Source organism: Acidobacteriota bacterium, from assembly GCA_020845575.1.
Lineage (GTDB): Bacteria > Acidobacteriota > Vicinamibacteria > Vicinamibacterales > Vicinamibacteraceae > Luteitalea.
Genome location: JADLFL010000013.1, coordinates 51,151 through 68,608, shown reverse-complemented (window position 1 = coordinate 68,608; position 17,458 = coordinate 51,151). Strand labels below are relative to the sequence as shown.

At 66.7% G+C, this 17,458-nt stretch carries 16 protein-coding genes and 1 tRNA gene; 9 read left to right on the top strand and 8 right to left on the bottom strand.

Annotated elements, in window-relative coordinates; translation table 11 throughout:
* The first annotated feature begins 180 nt into the window (after window positions 1–180).
* Both IT182_03795 and IT182_03790 read left to right on the top strand, forming a co-directional pair.
* A complete protein-coding gene (locus tag IT182_03795) occupies window positions 181–981 on the top strand; it encodes a Dam family site-specific DNA-(adenine-N6)-methyltransferase (GenBank protein ID MCC6162454.1) in 801 nt (266 codons plus the stop codon).
* Window positions 982–1,028: 47 nt separating this feature from the next.
* Window positions 1,029–1,403, top strand: a complete 375-nt coding sequence (locus IT182_03790; protein MCC6162453.1) for a hypothetical protein — start codon at window positions 1,029–1,031, stop codon at window positions 1,401–1,403.
* Between the two features lie 147 nt (window positions 1,404–1,550).
* Here IT182_03790 and IT182_03785 read toward each other — a convergent pair whose 3' ends face one another.
* Complete coding sequence (locus IT182_03785; GenBank protein MCC6162452.1) at window positions 1,551–1,802, bottom strand: hypothetical protein; 252 nt, start codon at window positions 1,800–1,802, stop codon at window positions 1,551–1,553.
* 301 nt (window positions 1,803–2,103) lie between these two features.
* On the opposite strand from IT182_03785, the gene IT182_03780 reads away from it, so the two are divergent.
* From IT182_03780 to IT182_03760, 5 genes are all read left to right on the top strand, one after another.
* Window positions 2,104–3,405: a Gfo/Idh/MocA family oxidoreductase gene (locus IT182_03780; GenBank protein MCC6162451.1), complete on the top strand. Its 1,302-nt coding sequence runs from the start codon at window positions 2,104–2,106 to the stop codon at window positions 3,403–3,405.
* 99 nt (window positions 3,406–3,504) lie between these two features.
* Window positions 3,505–3,663 carry a hypothetical protein gene (locus IT182_03775; protein ID MCC6162450.1) on the top strand — a complete coding sequence of 53 codons (159 nt, stop codon included), beginning with the start codon at window positions 3,505–3,507 and terminating at the stop codon, window positions 3,661–3,663.
* A 66-nt stretch (window positions 3,664–3,729) separates the two neighbouring features.
* Window positions 3,730–4,287, top strand: coding sequence for a DUF937 domain-containing protein (locus IT182_03770; GenBank protein MCC6162449.1), 558 nt, complete (start codon window positions 3,730–3,732; stop codon window positions 4,285–4,287).
* A gap of 157 nt (window positions 4,288–4,444) precedes the next feature.
* A complete protein-coding gene (locus IT182_03765) occupies window positions 4,445–6,073 on the top strand; it encodes a serine/threonine protein kinase (GenBank protein MCC6162448.1) in 1,629 nt (542 codons plus the stop codon).
* 6 nt (window positions 6,074–6,079) lie between these two features.
* Entirely contained in the window at window positions 6,080–8,305 is a 2,226-nt protein-coding gene (locus IT182_03760; protein ID MCC6162447.1) for a hypothetical protein, read from the top strand.
* On the opposite strand, the gene IT182_03755 is transcribed toward IT182_03760, so the two are convergent.
* From IT182_03755 to IT182_03740, 4 genes are all read right to left on the bottom strand, one after another.
* Window positions 8,229–9,614 (bottom strand): translocase, encoded by a 1,386-nt coding sequence (locus IT182_03755; GenBank protein MCC6162446.1) that lies wholly within the window; start codon window positions 9,612–9,614, stop codon window positions 8,229–8,231. The two genes, IT182_03760 and IT182_03755, sit on opposite strands and share 77 nt — an antisense overlap.
* The gene (locus IT182_03750; protein ID MCC6162445.1) at window positions 9,611–11,290 is read right to left on the bottom strand and encodes a hypothetical protein; all 1,680 of its coding nucleotides are present in this window, start codon (window positions 11,288–11,290) and stop codon (window positions 9,611–9,613) included. The genes IT182_03755 and IT182_03750 overlap by 4 nt, the downstream gene beginning before the upstream one ends.
* A gap of 7 nt (window positions 11,291–11,297) precedes the next feature.
* Window positions 11,298–12,524 (bottom strand): BamA/TamA family outer membrane protein, encoded by a 1,227-nt coding sequence (locus tag IT182_03745; GenBank protein ID MCC6162444.1) that lies wholly within the window; start codon window positions 12,522–12,524, stop codon window positions 11,298–11,300.
* A 643-nt stretch (window positions 12,525–13,167) separates the two neighbouring features.
* Complete coding sequence (locus IT182_03740) at window positions 13,168–14,058, bottom strand: Cof-type HAD-IIB family hydrolase (GenBank protein ID MCC6162443.1); 891 nt, start codon at window positions 14,056–14,058, stop codon at window positions 13,168–13,170.
* Between the two features lie 74 nt (window positions 14,059–14,132).
* Between IT182_03740 and IT182_03735 the strand changes: the two genes are divergently transcribed.
* On the top strand, window positions 14,133–14,651 hold the full coding sequence (locus tag IT182_03735) for a BON domain-containing protein (GenBank protein MCC6162442.1): 519 nt from the start codon (window positions 14,133–14,135) through the stop codon (window positions 14,649–14,651).
* 6 nt (window positions 14,652–14,657) lie between these two features.
* Here IT182_03735 and IT182_03730 read toward each other — a convergent pair whose 3' ends face one another.
* Together IT182_03730 and IT182_03725 are read right to left on the bottom strand one after the other, a co-directional pair.
* Complete coding sequence (locus IT182_03730; protein ID MCC6162441.1) at window positions 14,658–15,200, bottom strand: PAS domain-containing protein; 543 nt, start codon at window positions 15,198–15,200, stop codon at window positions 14,658–14,660.
* On the bottom strand, window positions 15,197–16,585 hold the full coding sequence (locus IT182_03725) for a sigma-54-dependent Fis family transcriptional regulator (GenBank protein ID MCC6162440.1): 1,389 nt from the start codon (window positions 16,583–16,585) through the stop codon (window positions 15,197–15,199). Before IT182_03725 ends, IT182_03730 begins: the two co-directional genes overlap by 4 nt.
* Before the next feature lie 209 nt (window positions 16,586–16,794).
* Between IT182_03725 and IT182_03720 the strand changes: the two genes are divergently transcribed.
* Complete coding sequence (locus tag IT182_03720) at window positions 16,795–17,229, top strand: DUF3592 domain-containing protein (protein MCC6162439.1); 435 nt, start codon at window positions 16,795–16,797, stop codon at window positions 17,227–17,229.
* Window positions 17,230–17,249: 20 nt separating this feature from the next.
* Here the strand turns inward: IT182_03720 and IT182_03715 are convergent.
* Window positions 17,250–17,323, bottom strand: a tRNA-Gly gene (locus IT182_03715).
* Between the last annotated feature and the right edge of the window lie 135 nt (window positions 17,324–17,458).

The following is a 17,458-nucleotide window of genomic DNA, read 5'->3' as shown; positions in this document are numbered from 1 at the left end:
CAAAGTGCTTAAATTTCAAGGGTTTTGTGACGGCTCTGGTCTGCCGATGAAACGGCCTGAAACGCATGGATATCTCAATGGGGTTCAGGGGGTCGCGAGTTCGAATCTCGCCATCCCGACCAATCACCTTCAACAGCCTGGAACGGGGGCAGTCTTGCTCTCGGATAGACTGTCCGCGACATGTCCAGCGCCGAGCTCATCGACGCGTTGACTCCGCCTCTGAAGTGGGCAGGCGGCAAGCGCTGGCAGGTGCCGCACCTCCGTCCTCTCTGGCTGCGGCATCAGCACCGTCGACTCGTCGAGCCCTTCTGCGGCGGATTGGCCGTTGCGCTGGGTTTGGAGCCCGCGCGTGCGCTGCTCAACGACGCGAATCCACACCTCATCAACTTCTATCGCTGGTTGCAGCGCGGACTGCGCCCCACTGGCGTGACAATGCGTAACGATGAGGCGACGTATTACGCCAACCGTGACAGGTTCAACGCGCTTGTTCAGGCAGGGAAGCACGCCAGCCAGGAAGGCGCCGCTCTGTTCTACTACTTGAACCGCACGGGTTACAACGGCCTCTGCCGCTTCAACGCCCGCGGCATGTTCAACGTCCCGTTCGGGCGGTACAAGACGATCGGCTACGCTCGAGACTTCGTCGCGTACAGGGACACGCTTTCGTCCTGGGTGTTCACGACGGGCGATTTCGAGGCGATCGCACTCCGCGACGACGACTTCGTCTATGCCGACCCACCGTACGACGTCGACTTCACGGCGTATTCGCGCGGTGGGTTCTGCTGGAACGATCAAGAGCGGACCGCTGCCTGGCTCGCAAGGCACAGTGGCCCTGTGATCCTTGTCAATCAAGCGACGCCGCGGATCGAACAGCTCTATCGCGACCTCGGATATGCCCTGACGTCCGTAGCTGCACCTCGTCGCATCAGCTGTACAGGCGATCGGACACCCGCGCGCGAAGTGATCGCGACGCGGAATCTCTGATGCCGTCCCAACGTGGCGGCACATCGACGGGAGCCGTACTCGAGGCGATGATCCAGCCCGCCCTCACGCGAGGCGGGTACGCCTATCGCACGCAGGTCGACGTTGGAGTGAGACCAGGCGGGCGTCGGCATCGAGTCGATGCCGCTGCCAACAAGGATGGCATCGAAATCATCATCTCCATGAAGTGGCAGCAGGTGGGCGGCACGGCGGAGCAGAAGGTGCCGTTCGAGGTCATGTGCCTGGCCGACTGCGTGCGCAACCTGCGCGCCGCGCGCGCTTATCTGGTGCTCGGGGGCGATGGATGGACGCTCCGAGATTACTTCACGTCGGGCGCATTGGCTGAGCACTTGATCCATGCCGGGCTCGTCCGCGTCGTGACACTGGAGGCCTTCGTGCGCCTGGCGAACCGCGGCGAGTTGTAGACGGAGCGAACGCGTCGCTCCAGCGGAAAGCGGGCCACTGGTCCATCGGAAGCACCATCTGCCGACCCGCAGCGTCGGACTGCCGGGTCAGGAAGACCGGCGGGTCTGGCTGGTGGGTCGCGACGAGCGCGTGAGGCCGTCAGGCGGTCACGACGGCCATGACGTGCCACCGATCCCGAGGCGGATTCCCAGGCCGAGACCGAGGGCGAGTCCGCGTGTGAACGGTGACGGTGGACGCCGCAAGATGAATCGCTCGCGTCGGGCGTCGTAGTCAACGACATGGCCGGGCAGGCGCAGGCCGTCAACGAGCCCGCCGATCGCGACGATCTCCGCGACCGACAACCCTTGACGGCCAGCACGAACGAATGCCTCGAACAGATCCGGCGAATACGGACTCACGATGTCCTCCTGATGGGACCGCTGCGATCCCACTCCGTCAAGCGTGGAATCGGCAACCGGCAGGCATTGAACAGCATGGCGGCCCGATCTTCGATGACGATAGCCGTCTTTCACCTTCGAGCTTTCGTGAGCCGTGAGCCGCTATGTCGCCGTCAGTCGTGCCGCGCGCGTGAGGACGACGCCGTGATTCACGATTGACACATGTCCAACGGCTCACCACAATTCGCCCGAGCCGCGGCGATGTTCGTTCTCCGTGCCTGATGCCAGGCGACCGACGCGACTCCGAGAGGTTCGTACCATCGTGGAATCCCCATCCCGTCCTGTCGTCACGCGTCGCGTCTTTCTCGGTGCCACCGCCGCGGGGCTCGCGTCGGTCATTCATCGCCCGGCGTTCGCGCAGCCCGTTGCGCCGAGCGACCAGATCCGCCTGGCCCTCATCGGGGTCGGCGGCATGGGGACCGGTCGGCTCACCGAGTTCATGAAGGAGCCCGGCGTGCGCATTGCCGCCATCTGCGACGTGGATGGCCGCCATCGCGACGCCGCGATCGCGCGCGTGCAGACCACGCTGGGATACGCGCCGAGAGGGGAGGGCGATTTCCGGCGAGTGCTACTGGACAAGAACGTGGACGCCGTGGCGATCCAGACGCCCGATCACTGGCATGCGATCGCCGCCGTCCGGGCCATGGAGGCCGGAAAGGACGTCTTCGTCGAGAAGCCGCTGTCCTACAGCGTGGCGGAGGGGCGGGCCATGGCGGATGCCTCGTCGCGTTACGCCCGCGTGACGCAGATGGGCAATCACATCCACAACACGGGGCGCAACTACCGCAACGTCGTGGAACTCGTGCAGTCCGGATCGCTCGGACGCATCACACGCGTGCAGTGCTGGCGGACCTGGGACAGGCCGCTCACCAACGAGGAGCCGGCGTCAAAGCCCGCCGAACTCGACTACGACTTCTGGCTGGGCCCCGCGCCGGCGCGTCCATACACCCCGCTGCGGTCGCATCGGACGTTCCGCAACTTCTGGGACTACTCGGGCGGCACGTTCATCGATTTCTGGTGCCACATCATGGACGTGGCGGTCTGGGCGCTCGACCTCGGCGCGCCGCGGTCCGTCTCGGCGATGGGCGGTCGATTCTTCAACACGGACACGACGGAGACGCCAGACACGCTCGACGCGATGCTCGAGTACGAGCGCCTGCTCGTGTCGTTCAGTCTGCGCCCGGCGCCCCCGGCCGGCTTCACGCACATGGGCGGGATCGGCTGCGTGTTCGAGGGGACCGAGGCCACGCTCGTCACCAACTACGGCTCGAACGAAGTGTGGGTGAAGGGGAAACTCGTGCAGGACTTCCCGCGGCCGGCTCAGACGGTCCCCGACTCACCGGGCCACCTGCGCGAGTTCCTCGACGCCATCCGGTCGCGCAACGTCGATACGACCTGCAACGTGCGCTACGGACACCGGCTCACCAAGCTCGGGTTGCTGTCCAACATCGCCTACAGGACCGGGCGACGGCTCATGTGGGACGACCAGCGGGAGCGCTTCGTGGGCGACAACGACGCCAACAAGTACCTGTCCCGGCGATTCAGGAAGCCCTACACGCTCTGAGACTGCGTCGGTGCAGGGGCGAGGCATGCGTCGCTCCTACGGTGGATCGGTACCGGCGTGGGATGCGCTCAGCCGTGGTTCGTGGTACTCAGTATGAGGATGCTCGACCTTCTCGTGCGCCTCATGCGCGTGGTGCACGGAACGGTCGGCATCACGGAACCGCGGCCAGAGCAGGAACGTTACGTCGCGTTGCTCTGGGTGGCACTCTTCCTCGTGCTCACCGGTGTCTTCGTGATCGGTCTCTTCGTGATCGGCTGATCGGATGTCCCGCCTCCGCGCACGGTGCGTGTGGGGGCTCGTCGAGGGAGTCACGTCACCATGGGTATGCTCGAACAACTTCTCGGCGCCGGCAATGGCGCCGCCGTCGACCAGATCGGCCGTCAACTCGGCCTCGACTCCGCACAGACCACGTCGGCGCTCGAAGCGCTGCTGCCCACGGTGGCTGCCGGCTTCCGGCGGAGCGCGTCCGGGTCCGGAGGTCTGGAGAGCCTGATTGGCACGATTGCCGGCGGCGGAGCGTCGGCCGGACCGCTCGACATGCTGTCTCGACTGGGGCAGGCATCGACGGTGACAGACGGCAACGCCATCCTCGGTCAGATCTTCGGGAGCAAGGACGTCAGCCGGGAAGTGGCGGCACGCGCGTCGGCGCAGACGGGCATCGGCCCGGACGTGCTCAAGGCGCTGCTGCCGATCGTGGCGAGCCTGGTGATGGGCGCGATGGCCAAGGGCGCGGCGCCCGGGGGCTCTCCGCTGGGGCAGGCCGCGGCGCCTGGCGGCGGTGGCCTCCTCGACATGCTCACGCCGATGCTCGACGCCGATGGCGACGGCTCTGTCATGGACGATCTGGCTGGAATGATGGGCAAGTACCTCGGCGGTCGCTGAGGGAGTGTCCGGCCGGTCTGTGCTGTTCGAGGCCGGTCCATCAGACGTTCTTGCTGGAAGGGGAACCGGACGTGTCACCGCTGGTCGAACTCCGGGCTCCTTCCGTACGTATGTCTGAGCGGCGCGCAAGTGTTCACTTGCTCATGCGCCGGAACCCATGATGCAGGATCTCGCTCGCTCCTCCACACCGGGACAGGTGACGTGTCGCGCAGACGACACCGCCGCGCCGCTGTCGCCACGCCTCGTCGATCAGGCATCGCGACGGCTCGGCTGGGTGTCGCTCATGGCGGCGGTGACGACGGTCCTGTCGTACTTCCTCCAGCGTGCGCTCCAGCCGGAGGCCGTCGCCATCCAGCAGGACCCGGTGAACGCGCTGGCGCTGCTGGCCAACGTCCTGCTGGCGGCGGGCATCATCGCGCTCCAGCACTACCGCGTCGTCCCCGCGCTGACCATCCTGCGACTGGGGATGGTCTTCGAGGTCGTGGTGGCTTTCTCGATCGCCACGATCGAAACCACCGTGCCCTTCGACTCGACGGCGTTCGTGCGGGGCGGCTCCAACCTGGCGGTCTGGATCATCATCGTCGGACTGCTCGTGCCGAACAGGCCGGCGGTCACTCTGTGCGTGGCGCTCCTGGCGGCCACGATGTGGCCGGTGGCGTACGCCATCAACCAGGGCCGCCTGGACCTGCAGCCGCTGCCGATCAACAGACTGCTCGCGTGGCTGGTGATGCCGTATGCGGCCGCACTCTGGGCGTACCTCATCGCCCGGCGCGTCCAAGGCATGGAAGTCGCCGCGCAGAAGGCACAGGACCTCGGCAGCTACCACCTGGAGTCGCTCATCGGGCGCGGGGGCATGGGTGAGGTGTGGCGCGCGCGTCACAAGATGCTCGCGCGCGAAGCCGCGATCAAGATCATCAGGCCGGAGCTGATGCACGACGCGTCGGCGCGGCAGGCCGACGTGGCCATGCGGCGTTTCGAGCGCGAAGCGCGCGTCACGGCGGATCTGCAGAGCCCGCACACGGTCTATCTGTACGACTTCGGTACGTCGCGCGACGGGCACTTCTACTTCGTGATGGAACTGCTCGACGGCGTCAGTCTGCAGAAGCTCGTGCAGGTCTTCGGTCCGCAGCCGGGGTCACGGGTGATTCACCTGATGCGCCAGGTGTGCCTGTCGCTCGAAGAAGCGCACGCACGAGGCCTCGTGCATCGCGACCTCAAGCCGTCCAACATCATGGCGTGCAAGGTGGCCCTGCAGCACGACTTCGTGAAGGTGCTCGACTTCGGGCTCGTGAAGCCGACGCAGGTCGAAGACCTCACGCACCTCACCGTCGACGGCGTGTCGGCGGGCACGCCGGGTTACATCGCGCCAGAGATTGCGATGGGTGAAGAGCGGATCGACGGTCGCGCCGATCTCTACACGCTCGGATGCGTGGCGTACTTCCTGCTGACGGGCTCCCTGGTCTTCAATGAGACGAGTCCTACCGCGCTCGCCGTCGCGCACGTGCAGAAGGTGCCGACGCCTCCCTCCGAGCGGACGGAGTTGCCGATCGCTGCTGACCTCGAGCGTGTGGTGTTGCAGTGCCTCGCGAAGAAGCCGGAGGAACGTCCGGCCAGTGCCCGGGCGCTCATCCGGATGCTCGACGCGTGTGTCGACGCGTGGCACTGGAGCGGTGAGGACGCCGATGCGTGGTGGCGGATGCACCTGCCGCCCTCTTCGTCGCACCGCACGCCAGCCACGCTGGAGCAGACCACCCCCTTGCACCCCTCGCACGTGCTGGTACGCTGAGCCGCAGTGCAGACTGGCTCACTCCTGCGGATGGTGATGGCGGTGTCGGCCGTCATGCTCGCGCACCAGGTCGCGGGCAAGGCCGTCCGCGACGCGCTCTTCCTCGCGTCGCTCCCCGTGACGGATCTGCCGCGGATGGTGATGGTGGCAGCCGTGCTGTCGGTCCTCGCGGTGCCCGTCTACTCCCACTTGATGGCGTGGGCGGGCCCGCGTCGGATCGTCCCGCTCGGATTCGCCGTGAGCGCGGCGGCACATGTGGCCGAATGGATGTGGCTCGACGCCGGGGCGATCACGGCCGTCGTGGTGTACGTCCACGTCGCCGCGTTCGGTGCGCTCCTGCTTTCGGGTTTCTGGTCGCTCACGAGCGAGCTCTTCGATCCGCATACGGCGCGCGAGCAGTTCGTCAGGATCGCGTCTGCCGGCACGTTCGGTGGCATCGTCGGCGGCGTGACGGTGGAGCGCATCGCGGCATGGGGACCGGCGGAGGCGGCGCTCCTGCTGCTGGCAGGCCTGCACGCGGCGTGCGCCATCGGCCTGGGTGCGCTCGGTTCGTCGATCCCGGAACGCGGTCGCAGCGCGCCTTCGCCGGAGCCAGTCTTCGGATGGCAGATATTCCGGACGTCGCCTCACCTCCGCGACATCGCCCTGCTCGTCGTCCTTGGAACCGCGAGCGCCGCCATCGTCGACTATCTGTTGAAGTCGAAGGCCGCTGCCGAATACAGCGGTGCAGAACTGCTGCAGTTCTTCGCGCTCTTCTACACGATCGTGCAGGTCGTGACGTTCGCGTTCCAGGCGGTGGTCGCCACGCCCTTGCAGCGGCAACTCGGTGTCGGACGTTCTGTCACGATGCTGCCTGCCGGTCTCGGACTCGGAGCGGCGATCTCGATCCTGTTCCCGACGATATCGTCGGTGGCGCTGGCACGCGGGACGGAGTCCGTGCTACGCGGATCGGTCTTCAGGAACGGGTACGAACTGTTGTTCTCCGCGATGTCGCCGGCGGAGAAGCGTCGCGTGAAGGCCTTTCTCGACGTGTCGTGCGATCGCGCGGGCGACGCACTCGGTGCCGGCATCGTGCAACTCCTCCTGCTCGCAGGTCCCGCCTTCGTGGTGAACGAGTTGCTTGCCGTCGTGCTGCTGATGGTGGCGGGAAGCATCTGGCTCGGCGAGCGGCTCGATGCCATGTACCTGCGAGGCATCGAGCAGCGACTCGTGGACCACGCGGCCGCCAACGGCTTCCTCACCGTGACGGAGATGGGTGGCCCGACGCTGTTGACGCTCGACGTTCCGGTGGTCGATCCGCCGGTGGCACTCGAAGACGTCAGGCCCGGGCCGCGCGAGCACGTGCCCGTGCAGGTACTTCTCGACGAGCCGCTCGACCTGCTGCGGCAGTTGCGATCGGGCAATCGCGCCCACGTACTGGCGGCGCTGGAGTCGGCGGCGCACTTCGAGGCGATGCACATCGCGCAGGTGCTCGAACTGCTGGCGTGGGACGATGTGACGTCGCACGTCCGGAGAGCGCTGGACCGGACAGCGGATCGACATGTCGGACTGCTCGTCGACGCCCTGCTCGACGGGGGGACGGAGTTCGCCATTCGACGGCGCATCCCGCGCGTGCTCGTGAGCGTGCCGACACAGCGCGCGCTCGATGGTCTGATTCTCGGCTTGTCCGATCCCCGGTTCGAAGTGCGCTACCAGTGCAGCAGGGCGATGGACCGCATGCTCGTCGCCGAGCCGATGCTGCAGGTCGACAGCCTCCGGATCTACCAGGTGGTCGAGCGTGAGTTGTCGGTGGCGCGACCCGTGTGGAACGGGCACCGGCTGCTCGATCAGTTCGAGAGCGCCGATGCGGTGATGTTCCTCGACGAGCAGTTGCGCGAACGGGCCAATCGCAGCCTCGAGCACGTCTTCTCGCTGCTGGTCACGGTGTTGCCGCGCGAACCGCTCAAGATCGCGTTTCGTGGCATGCACAGCGACGACCCCATGCTGCGGGGACTTGCGCTGGAGTACCTCACGGGCGTGCTGCCCGAAGGCGTGCGCCTGCGGTTGTGGGACATCCTGGAGCCCGGGAACACGCACGCGCGCGAGCCGCGTCCGACCGCGGAAGCCCTGGCGGACTTGCTGCGGTCGCAGGACCTTCCGCGCACGGCGACGTTCGTCACACCGTCCGCCGACGATGCTCCCGGGCAATCTGACCTGCCACCATCAGCCACACCACCGACAAACCGACGGTGAACGCGGCAAAGCCGCCGACACCCGCACCGAGCCGCGTCCCGAGGCCGACGATTCCCGCCTGCATCACGTCGCCCAGGCGCATGAAGAACGTGTCGATGGCGGCCTTGGCCTTGTACTTCGCTTCCCGTGACGTGGGCAGGAAGAGCGCCTGCTTCACGGTGTTCTGGACGGAGTAGTCCGTCGCGTTCTCGAGCACCTTCAACACGGACACCACGGCGAGCACCGGCGCGACGACGATGACCGAGTAGTTGAGCAGCGCGATCACCGGCAGGACGAACAGCGCCCCGCGCACGCCCATGTACCGCAGCAGGCGCGACGTGACGAACAGTTGCAGAAGGAATCCGAGCAGGTTCACCCTGCCGAAGAACGTCCCGTAGAACCCGCCGATGAAGCGCTGTCGCTCGGCGGCCATCCCGTCGCCGCCGAACATCGCCATCGCCTGCGTGCTCACCAGTTTCCCGAGCAGGAACTCACCGGTGCTGTTCACCACGTTGAGCAGCACCATGAGCCCCGCGATGAGCAGCAGATAGCGATCGCCGAACACCAGCGCGAAGCCGTTTGGGCCGCCGATCGGTTCCTCGTTCTGACGCTGCCCGATCGGATCCGTCCTCGACACTTCACGGCGGTTCACGATCACGATGAGGCCGAAGCAGACGGCCAGCATCACGGCGGCGGCGATCATCAGCGTGCCCGGATCGGCCGACGTGCGCTTGACGAGCGTGGCCGCCGCTTCGGCGCCGATCCACGCGCCGAGCGACATGCCGACGCCGATGAACGCGAAGAGCCGTCGGCCCTGGCCTTCGGTGTACACGTCGTTCGTGAAGGACCAGAACTGCGACACCGTGAAGACGTTGTAGATGCCGAGCCAGATGTAGAACGGCACGGCGACGATGGTGCCCGCGGCATGAAAGGCTGCGAAGACGAGGAGATTGAGCGCCAGGATGGCCGTGCTGATGCCAATCAACGGGACGCGCGGTACGCGAGAGGCGAGCCAGCCGTAGGCCGGCACCACGGCCAGCAACAGGACTGCCTGCGCGGCCGAGGAGTACGCCTTCAGTTCGGCCCCTCGATCGATGCTGAGGATCAGCGACTCGCGCGCGGTCTTGAGCAGGTAGTAGTTGGCCAGCAGCAGGAAGACGGTGACGGTGAGCAGGAGCACCGAGCCGCCTTCGCCGGCCCGCACGTCGGCAAAGAAGGACAACACGCGTTCGAGCGCGCTCCGGGGCGCCTCGCCGATGGTCCTGAAGTGCGGGAACGACTGGTGCGACCGTAGTTCCGGGTGGGAAACGAGCGTACGAGGTTCGGTCATCGACGGACCAGGCCGACGGGCGTCCATGACGTGCCGTCGCGACGGAAGTAGAACGTCACGGGTCTGACCCAGTGAGGATACCGGGGATGGACGGCGTGCACGCGCGCCGCGACGAACGCCGCGCCGGCGAGGACGTCAGGCAGGAGCGCTTCGGGCGCCTGGACCTCGAGCGCCGGGCCGACGGGCGCGTGCGTGCCGGAATCGTTGTCGAAGCGTGACCACTGCACCACGTACGTGTCTGGCTGCGTCGCGACGCCCGCATCGACCGCCGCGTTCTCGAAGCGTAAGCGATCGCGTTCCAGTGTCGGCGAGACGAGAGGCGTGATGCGTGCGAGCCACGTCTTCGCGATGCTGTCGCGCCTGCCGATGAGCGCGTCGGCGACCTGGGCGGTAGCCGCAGGATCGCCGTACCGGCCCTGTTCGGCCAGCAATCGGAGCTGCCTGTCGGTGAATGCGGCCACCCGCCGCGCGCCCCAGAACGCATCGTCGTCGCGCATGTTGACGAAGGCGGTGTTCGGATACTCGGCCTTCCACGCCTCGGGATCGAAGCCGTCGGCGGTGAACGGGCCAACCGACCGATGGAACGGCGCGATGCGCCGGCGGGCCCACTCGGGAGCCCACACGCCGAACGAGCGGAGGATGCGCCATGTGGTGCGCACGTCGAGCAGATAGGCACGGCCGGACCGGGCCGTGTCGGGAGCTGTGGTGCCGCTACCCATGATCGACCCGAAGTCGAACATGTAGTGGCGAATCGCCGACTGTCCGCCGTCACCTTCGATCATGTCGAGCGTGTTGTTGGCGCGCGAGTCGTCGTGGTTCACCCAGGCGGCGAAGACGCGCGCGGCTCGCAGTTCCCGGCGGTGTTCGTGTGGGTGGATGTCGTTGGGATCGTCATGGCGCGTGCCGTAGTAGCGGAAGTTCCCGGCGGGCCTGCCCGGCGCGAAGCGGCTGGCTAGCGCACGGTACGTGCCGTCGGCATTTCGCGCGGCACGGCGCAGCACGCGATCGAGCGTCTCGCGCGTGAAGGGCTGCCGCCGGCCGTCCGCGTCGCGATAGGTGGCCTTCGGGTCGATCGTCAGGGACGCAGGGTCCACCTCGACGATGTAGTTCTCGACGACGTGGTACCCGAGCGCGTGATAGAGCAGCGTGCCGATCATCTCGGCACCTGTCGCCAGCTGCGGGTGGCCCGGGGGGTCGAACTCGATTTGATACAGCTGCCTGTCGCTGGCGCCGGTGATGATCGCGCGGAATCCTGGCTGCAGACCCGTGTTCTTGCCGGCCACGATCGTCCACGCGTCGGCATGGAGCGCGGCCAGTGAGTTCGGTCCGCGCACGAGCGTCTCATCGTCGAGCGGGTGATGGGCGATGCGGTTGGTGAACCAGCTCGAATCGGGGACTTCGTCGAGCGTGTTGACGTTCACCGCGCGCACGTCCCGCACGTCACCCCGCAGCGCGAAGGTGTTCTCGAGGAAGTCGTAGGTCTGACTGAGATCCTGCTCCTTCACACCGCTGGCGTCGGCGACCATGTCGGCGTCCACCCAGATCGGATCGTCGGGGAAGAAGTGCACGAGGGAGCCGCCGAGCCCCTGGCTGGCTCCGGCAACCAGCAGTCCCGCTCCGAGGGCGATGGCCACGGCCACCGGGCGGAACCACGGGAACACACGGGAGGCAGGCATGATCCGGTCAGAAACTGCTGCTGAAACCGAGGATGAGACGCGCGGCGCGCTCGCCACCGAAGGCGACGTCCGCGCGCAAGGCCACGGCGTTGGAGTAGCCGAACCGCAGGCCGATGCCGAAGTCGTCGCGGAACTGCCGGAACCGGAAGTCCGACCAATCTGGCGCCACCTGGCCTGCATCGTAGAAGATGGCGCCCATCAGGAACGGGTTCATTTCGTAGCGGTACTCGGCCGAGAACAGGAGTGCGCTGCGGTCGCGGAAGCGCTGGCGCTCGTAGCCGCGCAGGCTGCGCGCGCCGCCGAGCGAAGGCATCAGGTAGAACGGCACCTGGGCCTGGCCGATGCCGTCGGTGTGCTGGGCGAGGACACGCAGCGCGATGACGCGGCTCCGGTTCCAGAACGGGATGAACTGCTGCAGGTCCACGCGCGTGTCCGAGAAGCTGTACGCGCCTTGGTCGCGATCGGCCAGTCGCCGCACGTGCACCTGATACAGGCCTCCGTGACGCGCGTTGCCGGCATCGCGCGTGTCCACGATGACGCCGGCCTGGGCCGTCGTGTATGTCGGCTGGACGTCCACGCCAGGCGCTCCCGTGAAGCGATCGACGGTGGGGGGGACCCGTGAGGCTTCCGACGCTCGCGCGATGTCCGGCTGCAGCACACCAACGCCGGCGGTTCCCGTGAGCCACGACGTGATGCGGACTCCGGCCACCACGTCGGCCTGTGTGGCAGACAGCCCGAAGCTCGACTTGTCGGCGTATGCGGTATCGGGCCCCATGCCGTAGAACCGTTGCGCCGCTTCGTGCCGCCGTGTCACGGTGGCCGTGACGAACGCCGCGTCCCCGGGCAGGAACGTCCGCGTCACGTCGACGCTCGCGAGGTACGACTGCCTGATCGATCCGACGGCTCGTGCCGACACGACGCCGAGCGGCGTGGGGTGGCGATACCCGCCGCCGACGGTGAAGCCGTTCCCCTCACCGGCTCCGCCGATCTGCGCGAACCATCCTCGCGTCGGATTGAAGACCCTGCCTACGATCCGTGTGTCTTCGATGTAGGTGAATGCCCGTTCGACGGTGTTGGGCGTTGGGGCACGTTCGAGGTCCGCCGCCCTGGCGCGGCGCGCGGCTTCGAGCTCTGCCGCACGCGTGAGCGGGGCCTGTGGCGGTTGGTCCTGCCCTGCTGCTGCGACGTGACTCGTGAACAGCCCGACGATGACGGCCAGCAGCGGAGCGCACATAGGTGACCACCGAGGGCGAGTGCTCGACGCAAACGCTGGCGCGGCGGGCCGGAAGGCGGTCATCAGGGCGTCCATTACACCAGAGGCGGCGGCCGTCTGACTACACGATCGTGCGCGAGTGGTAGATCGATATGTACATCGCGTGATGCGGCAGACCCTTGCGACGCCCTTTGGAGAGGCGTAGTGTGACATCAGACAGCGCGGTTCACCGCTTCACCCCGAGTGGATTCGGAGAAAGCAGGAGGACGATGGCTGAAGGGGATCCACCTTTCACATAACGGCGCGTGGGGAAGCGATTCACCACAGTGCCAGCCGAACCAACGGCCCGACTGTCCACGCTGTCATCACTGATGGCAGCATGATCGCCAACGACGTTCCGTGAGGACCAGGACCAGCGACATTCCGCGAGGAGCCGATGGACCAGGATACGCCACCGAACAACGCATGACCCACAGGGAAGCAGTGAGCGCTTGCGCACCCTGATACCTGTGCGGAGGATCTGCCGGTCACGCTGGGAGCGAGTGCCGAAGACACTGAGGCTCACACGCCTCGCGGCGGCTGCCAACGTCAAGCGCCCTCGCTCTTCAGCGCGACCTTCACCGTCCACCATCAGAAGGAGCCATTCTTCGAAGGCCCGATGCCCTTACGGCGTCGGGCCTTTGCCGTCCGCGGATGTCTGGAGTCGCGGCGCGGCGGTGAAGGCATGGCGGTGACCGGCGAGCAGCGCGGCGATGGCAATGGCGAGTGCGTCCGACGGGTCGGCCTCAGGTGCGACCAGGTCAGCCGCTGCCTGTGCCTCGATGAGTCCATGGGGCATCGCCACGCCAAGTCCTGCCCACTGCAGGAGCGGCATGTCGTTGTAGCTGTCACCGAAGGCGAGAACTTCAGTTTGCGCAATGCCGTAGTGCGAGGCCACGGCAGCCACGCCGGTGGCCTTGGTCGCGTCAGGCGCGTTGAACTCGAGCAGGTGCGGTGTGGTGATGACCACTTCGGCGCGCGTAGCGAGCTCGCGCCGCATCACGCGCTCGAGCGCGTAGACGGCGGGCGTTTCTCCATGCCAGAGAATCTTCAGGGGCGAGCGCCGTGCCTCGTCGTGGAGATCGCGTGCCGTGATGCGGAGCGTATCGTCGCGCCCGGCGAGATTGTGTGTGATCCATGGGCTCGTCGCTGTGGCAACGAAGCCCTCGTCGGTGGCCATCAGCACATCGAACCCTTCGGCCAAGCCGCGTGCGAGGAGTTGGACCGCCAGTGCCGGCTCGACGGGGCGGCGCCAAATCTGCTGTCCGCTCGACGGCTGCACCACGAGCGCGCCCTGGTTGGCCACCACGAAGTCGTCGAGCCCGAGGCGCTGCTGGTACACCGCCATGCTGTGGTGTTCGCGTCCGGAGGCCAGCACCACGCGGCAGCCCGCCGCGCGCAACCGATCGATGGCGGTACGGTTGGTCGCACTGACCTGCTTGTCCGGCCCTACCAGCGTGTCGTCGATGTCGATGGCCGCCAGCCGGAAGGGGAACGCTGCAGATCGCGTTGGCATCGACGAGGATCATACTCGCAGGCCGTACACTGTATCGATATCGAACAATGAAAGGCGGAGGCACAGGAGGCAGCATGAATCGTATCCACTCGACATCTCTGGCAGTGGCACTTGGCGTATGGGTCATCACCGGTGCCGCCACCCCGCTCGCGGCCATGCAGTCGCAGGAGCAGACGCAATCCGACGAGAACAAGGACAAAGACAAGGACGGCACCAGGGGCTCGGTCGCGGCGAGCGATGTGAAGGACGCCACGAAGAAGGCGGCGGCAAAGACGGGTGAGGCCGTGGAGAAGGCGGCCGAAGCCACCAGAGATGCCGTGGTGACGGGCGCGAAGAAGACGAAGGACGTCGTCTCCGATGCGCCCGCGAAGATCGACGAGACGTGGATCACGGCGAAGATCGCCGGGAAGATCAACGCCGACGATGCGCTCGAGGATGTGGATGTGGACGTGAAGGTGAAGAAGAACGTGGTGACGATCACCGGCGACGTGCCGTCAGAAGCGCTACGGGATCTCGTCCTGAAGCACGCACGCGAGACGAAGGGCGTCAAGCGCGTGATCGACAAGATGACGCTGAAGCCGCCCACACTCTGACGAACGTCACTCCGCCATGCGCTTGATGATCGCCGCCTGCCGACGGGCATTGCTGGCGATCACCTGCAGACCTTTCTGCAGGATCGCGGGATCCGCTTCACCGGCTGCCAGCAGATCCGCCCACCCCAGAATGGCGTTGAGCGGGCCCCGCAACTCGTGTGCCCATCGGCCCACGGACTGCCCCTGCGGCGCCGACATGTCGCGTGGCACAACGGTGTGCACGACGGCGGCGATGCTGCCGTCCGCCCGTGCGATCGCGCGAGCCGTGTCGAGCACGGGGACGGCGAGCCCATCACGATGCAGTCTGTACGCGAGCACGCTGGTGCCCGGCCGCGCGAGCACGTGCGACACGGTGTCGCGGTCCTGAGGATGGACGGCGCCGAGCCAGCCATCACCGAGGTTCTGCGTACGCGTGGTGCCCGTGACGCCGCACCAAGCCTCGTTGACGAACGTCACGCCGCCGTCAGGCATCCACACCAGCACCGGCACGGCCAGCGTGTCGAGCGTGGCATCGTCGGCCCCCGAAGAAGGACCGGTCTCCTGAGTCATGCCGGTGTCGGCTCCTCCTGAGCGGCCATGAGGCCGTACTTGCGCATCTTCGCGTAGAGTGTCGGCCGGTAGACCCCGAGGATGTCCGCCGCAGCGCGCTTGTTGCCACGCGTGTAGGCAAGCGTGCGAACGATGGCGGCGCGTTCGACGTCTTCGAGCGTACAGAGCGGGCTGGTGTCGTCGACGGTCGACTCGGAGCGGAAAGACTCGGGCAGGTGGCGCAACTGCACGTCGCGCCCCGTCGCGACGATCACCGCGTGTTCGACGACGTGTTCGAGCTCACGCACGTTGCCGCGCCAGACGTGTTTCATGAGGCGCTGGAGCACCGACGGGTGGTAGCGCACCACGTCGCGCTCGTACTTCTCGGCGTACCGCTGCAGGAACACCTGCGCGAGGACGGGGATGTCCTCGCGGCGCTCGCGCAAGGGGGGGATGTCGAGCACGACGGTATTGATGCGGAAGTAGAGATCCTCGCGGACCCTGTTGTCGGCCATGAGGGTCTCGAGGCGTGCGTTGGTGGCGCAGATCAGGCGGAAGTCCGGCGCCGACATGTGCGTGTCGCCGAGGCGGCGTACCTGCTTCTCCTGCAGCACGCGCAGCAGCTTCACCTGGGCATTGGCGGGCATCTCGCCAATCTCGTCGAGCAGCAGCGTGCCGTGGTCGGCCGATTCGATGAGTCCGCGCTTGTCGGCGAGCGCGCCGGTGAAGGCGCCGCGCTTGTGCCCGAACAGTTCCGACTCGAACAGATCGCCCGGAATGGCGCCGCAGTTGATCTTGACGATTGGGCCGCGGCTGCGGGAACTCCGCTCGTGGACGGCGTCAGCGACGAGTTCCTTGCCGGTACCGTTCTCACCGCGGATCAGCACCGAGGCGTCGGTGGGCGCCACGAGCTGAATCAGGTCGAACAGTCGCTTCATCGTCGGCGACGTGCCTACCAGACGCGTGAACCCTTCACGACGCTCGGCGTTGAGGCGCAGGCGAGTCGCTTCGGCGTGCAGCGCGCGGTGGGCGAGCGCCTTGTCGAGTACGGCGTCGAGGACGGCGAACTCGACGGGCTTCTCGACGAAGCCGAACGCGCCTTCGCGCATGGCTTCGACAGCGAGCGAGACGCTGCCATGACCGGTCAGCATCACGACCTCGACGAGCGGATCCGCGTTCTTGAATTGCCGCAGGACCTCCAACCCGTTCTGGTCCGGCAGCTGGTGATCGAGCAGCACGACGTCCGGCCGATGGCTGGTGAAGGAGGCAAGCGCGGCCTGCCCGCTCGTGACCGCCGTCACCTGGAACTGCTTGCGCTCGAGGGCCAGCTTCAGCCACTCGTGGGTTTCGGGCTGGTCGTCGACGTGGAGAATCCGGGCGGGCGGCGCGGCCTCACGTCCGTTCATGCAGCAGCTCCCGTGAGTAGCGTTGACGGCGGTCCACTTTCATACGAGTGTTCGAATTCAGAACACAGTGTATAGGGCTGGAGCGCATTTCTTCGCATCGACGCTCGCCGGTCCCAGGAATGCAGTTGAACGATGCATGCTTCGTTCCAGGTCGTCCATGCGCCGGTCCTGCTATCCTCGACCGGATGGCTGGACGAGCGCGAAGCGCGGTGGGTACGGTCCTGATTCTGGTGGCCGTCGGCCTGTTTGTCGCGGGGTGGCGGCTGACCGAGACCGACAGATTTTTCCTGCTGCATGGCGCCCGCGCCACGGGGGAGGTGGTGGCGCACGAGCCGTTCGAACGCGAGGCGTGGAAAGTCCAGACGCGCTTCCGCATGCTCGTGACGTTCAAGACGGCCACTGGCGACCGCATCAGGTTCCGGAGCATTGCCAGCTACGGGCGTCCGCCGTACGCGGTGGGCGCGGCGGTGCCCGTGCGCTACGACGCCAACTTCCCGATGCGCGCCCGCGTGGACCGGCGGATCGAACTGCTCGCCCCGACGCTGATCTGGCTCGGCGGCGTGGTGCTCCTGGCCGTCCTCGGGCTGCTTGTCGCACTCTACGGCCCGACAGACGTCACGCGTCCGCGAGTGGGGAAGACCTGAAGGGCTCTGGGGATTGAGGGTGGAGCGGGCTACGGGAATCGAACCCGTCTGACTGGCTTGGGAAGCCAGGACATTACCACTATGCTAAGCCCGCTCACGCGGCCACCCATTATCGACGTCGGGTTTGGCTGAAGTCAATCTGCGGCACTGCACCACTGACAGAGCCGTCCCAGGGAACAGCCGGACCTCCAGCGCGACGCGACGTTGGCGCTCGGCTCGACGAGGCGCA

Coding starts and splice junctions, on each gene's coding strand:
- IT182_03795 (MCC6162454.1), top strand. CDS start 181: ATGTCCAGCGCCGAGCTCATCGACGCGTTGACTCCGCCTCTGAAGTGG.
- IT182_03790 (MCC6162453.1), top strand. CDS start 1,029: ATGATCCAGCCCGCCCTCACGCGAGGCGGGTACGCCTATCGCACGCAG.
- IT182_03775 (MCC6162450.1), top strand. CDS start 3,505: ATGCTCGACCTTCTCGTGCGCCTCATGCGCGTGGTGCACGGAACGGTC.
- IT182_03770 (MCC6162449.1), top strand. CDS start 3,730: ATGCTCGAACAACTTCTCGGCGCCGGCAATGGCGCCGCCGTCGACCAG.
- IT182_03765 (MCC6162448.1), top strand. CDS start 4,445: ATGATGCAGGATCTCGCTCGCTCCTCCACACCGGGACAGGTGACGTGT.
- IT182_03755 (MCC6162446.1), bottom strand. CDS start 9,614: ATGACCGAACCTCGTACGCTCGTTTCCCACCCGGAACTACGGTCGCAC.
- IT182_03750 (MCC6162445.1), bottom strand. CDS start 11,290: ATGCCTGCCTCCCGTGTGTTCCCGTGGTTCCGCCCGGTGGCCGTGGCC.
- IT182_03745 (MCC6162444.1), bottom strand. CDS start 12,524: ATGTGCGCTCCGCTGCTGGCCGTCATCGTCGGGCTGTTCACGAGTCAC.
- IT182_03740 (MCC6162443.1), bottom strand. CDS start 14,058: ATGCCAACGCGATCTGCAGCGTTCCCCTTCCGGCTGGCGGCCATCGAC.
- IT182_03735 (MCC6162442.1), top strand. CDS start 14,133: ATGAATCGTATCCACTCGACATCTCTGGCAGTGGCACTTGGCGTATGG.
- IT182_03730 (MCC6162441.1), bottom strand. CDS start 15,200: ATGACTCAGGAGACCGGTCCTTCTTCGGGGGCCGACGATGCCACGCTC.
- IT182_03725 (MCC6162440.1), bottom strand. CDS start 16,585: ATGAACGGACGTGAGGCCGCGCCGCCCGCCCGGATTCTCCACGTCGAC.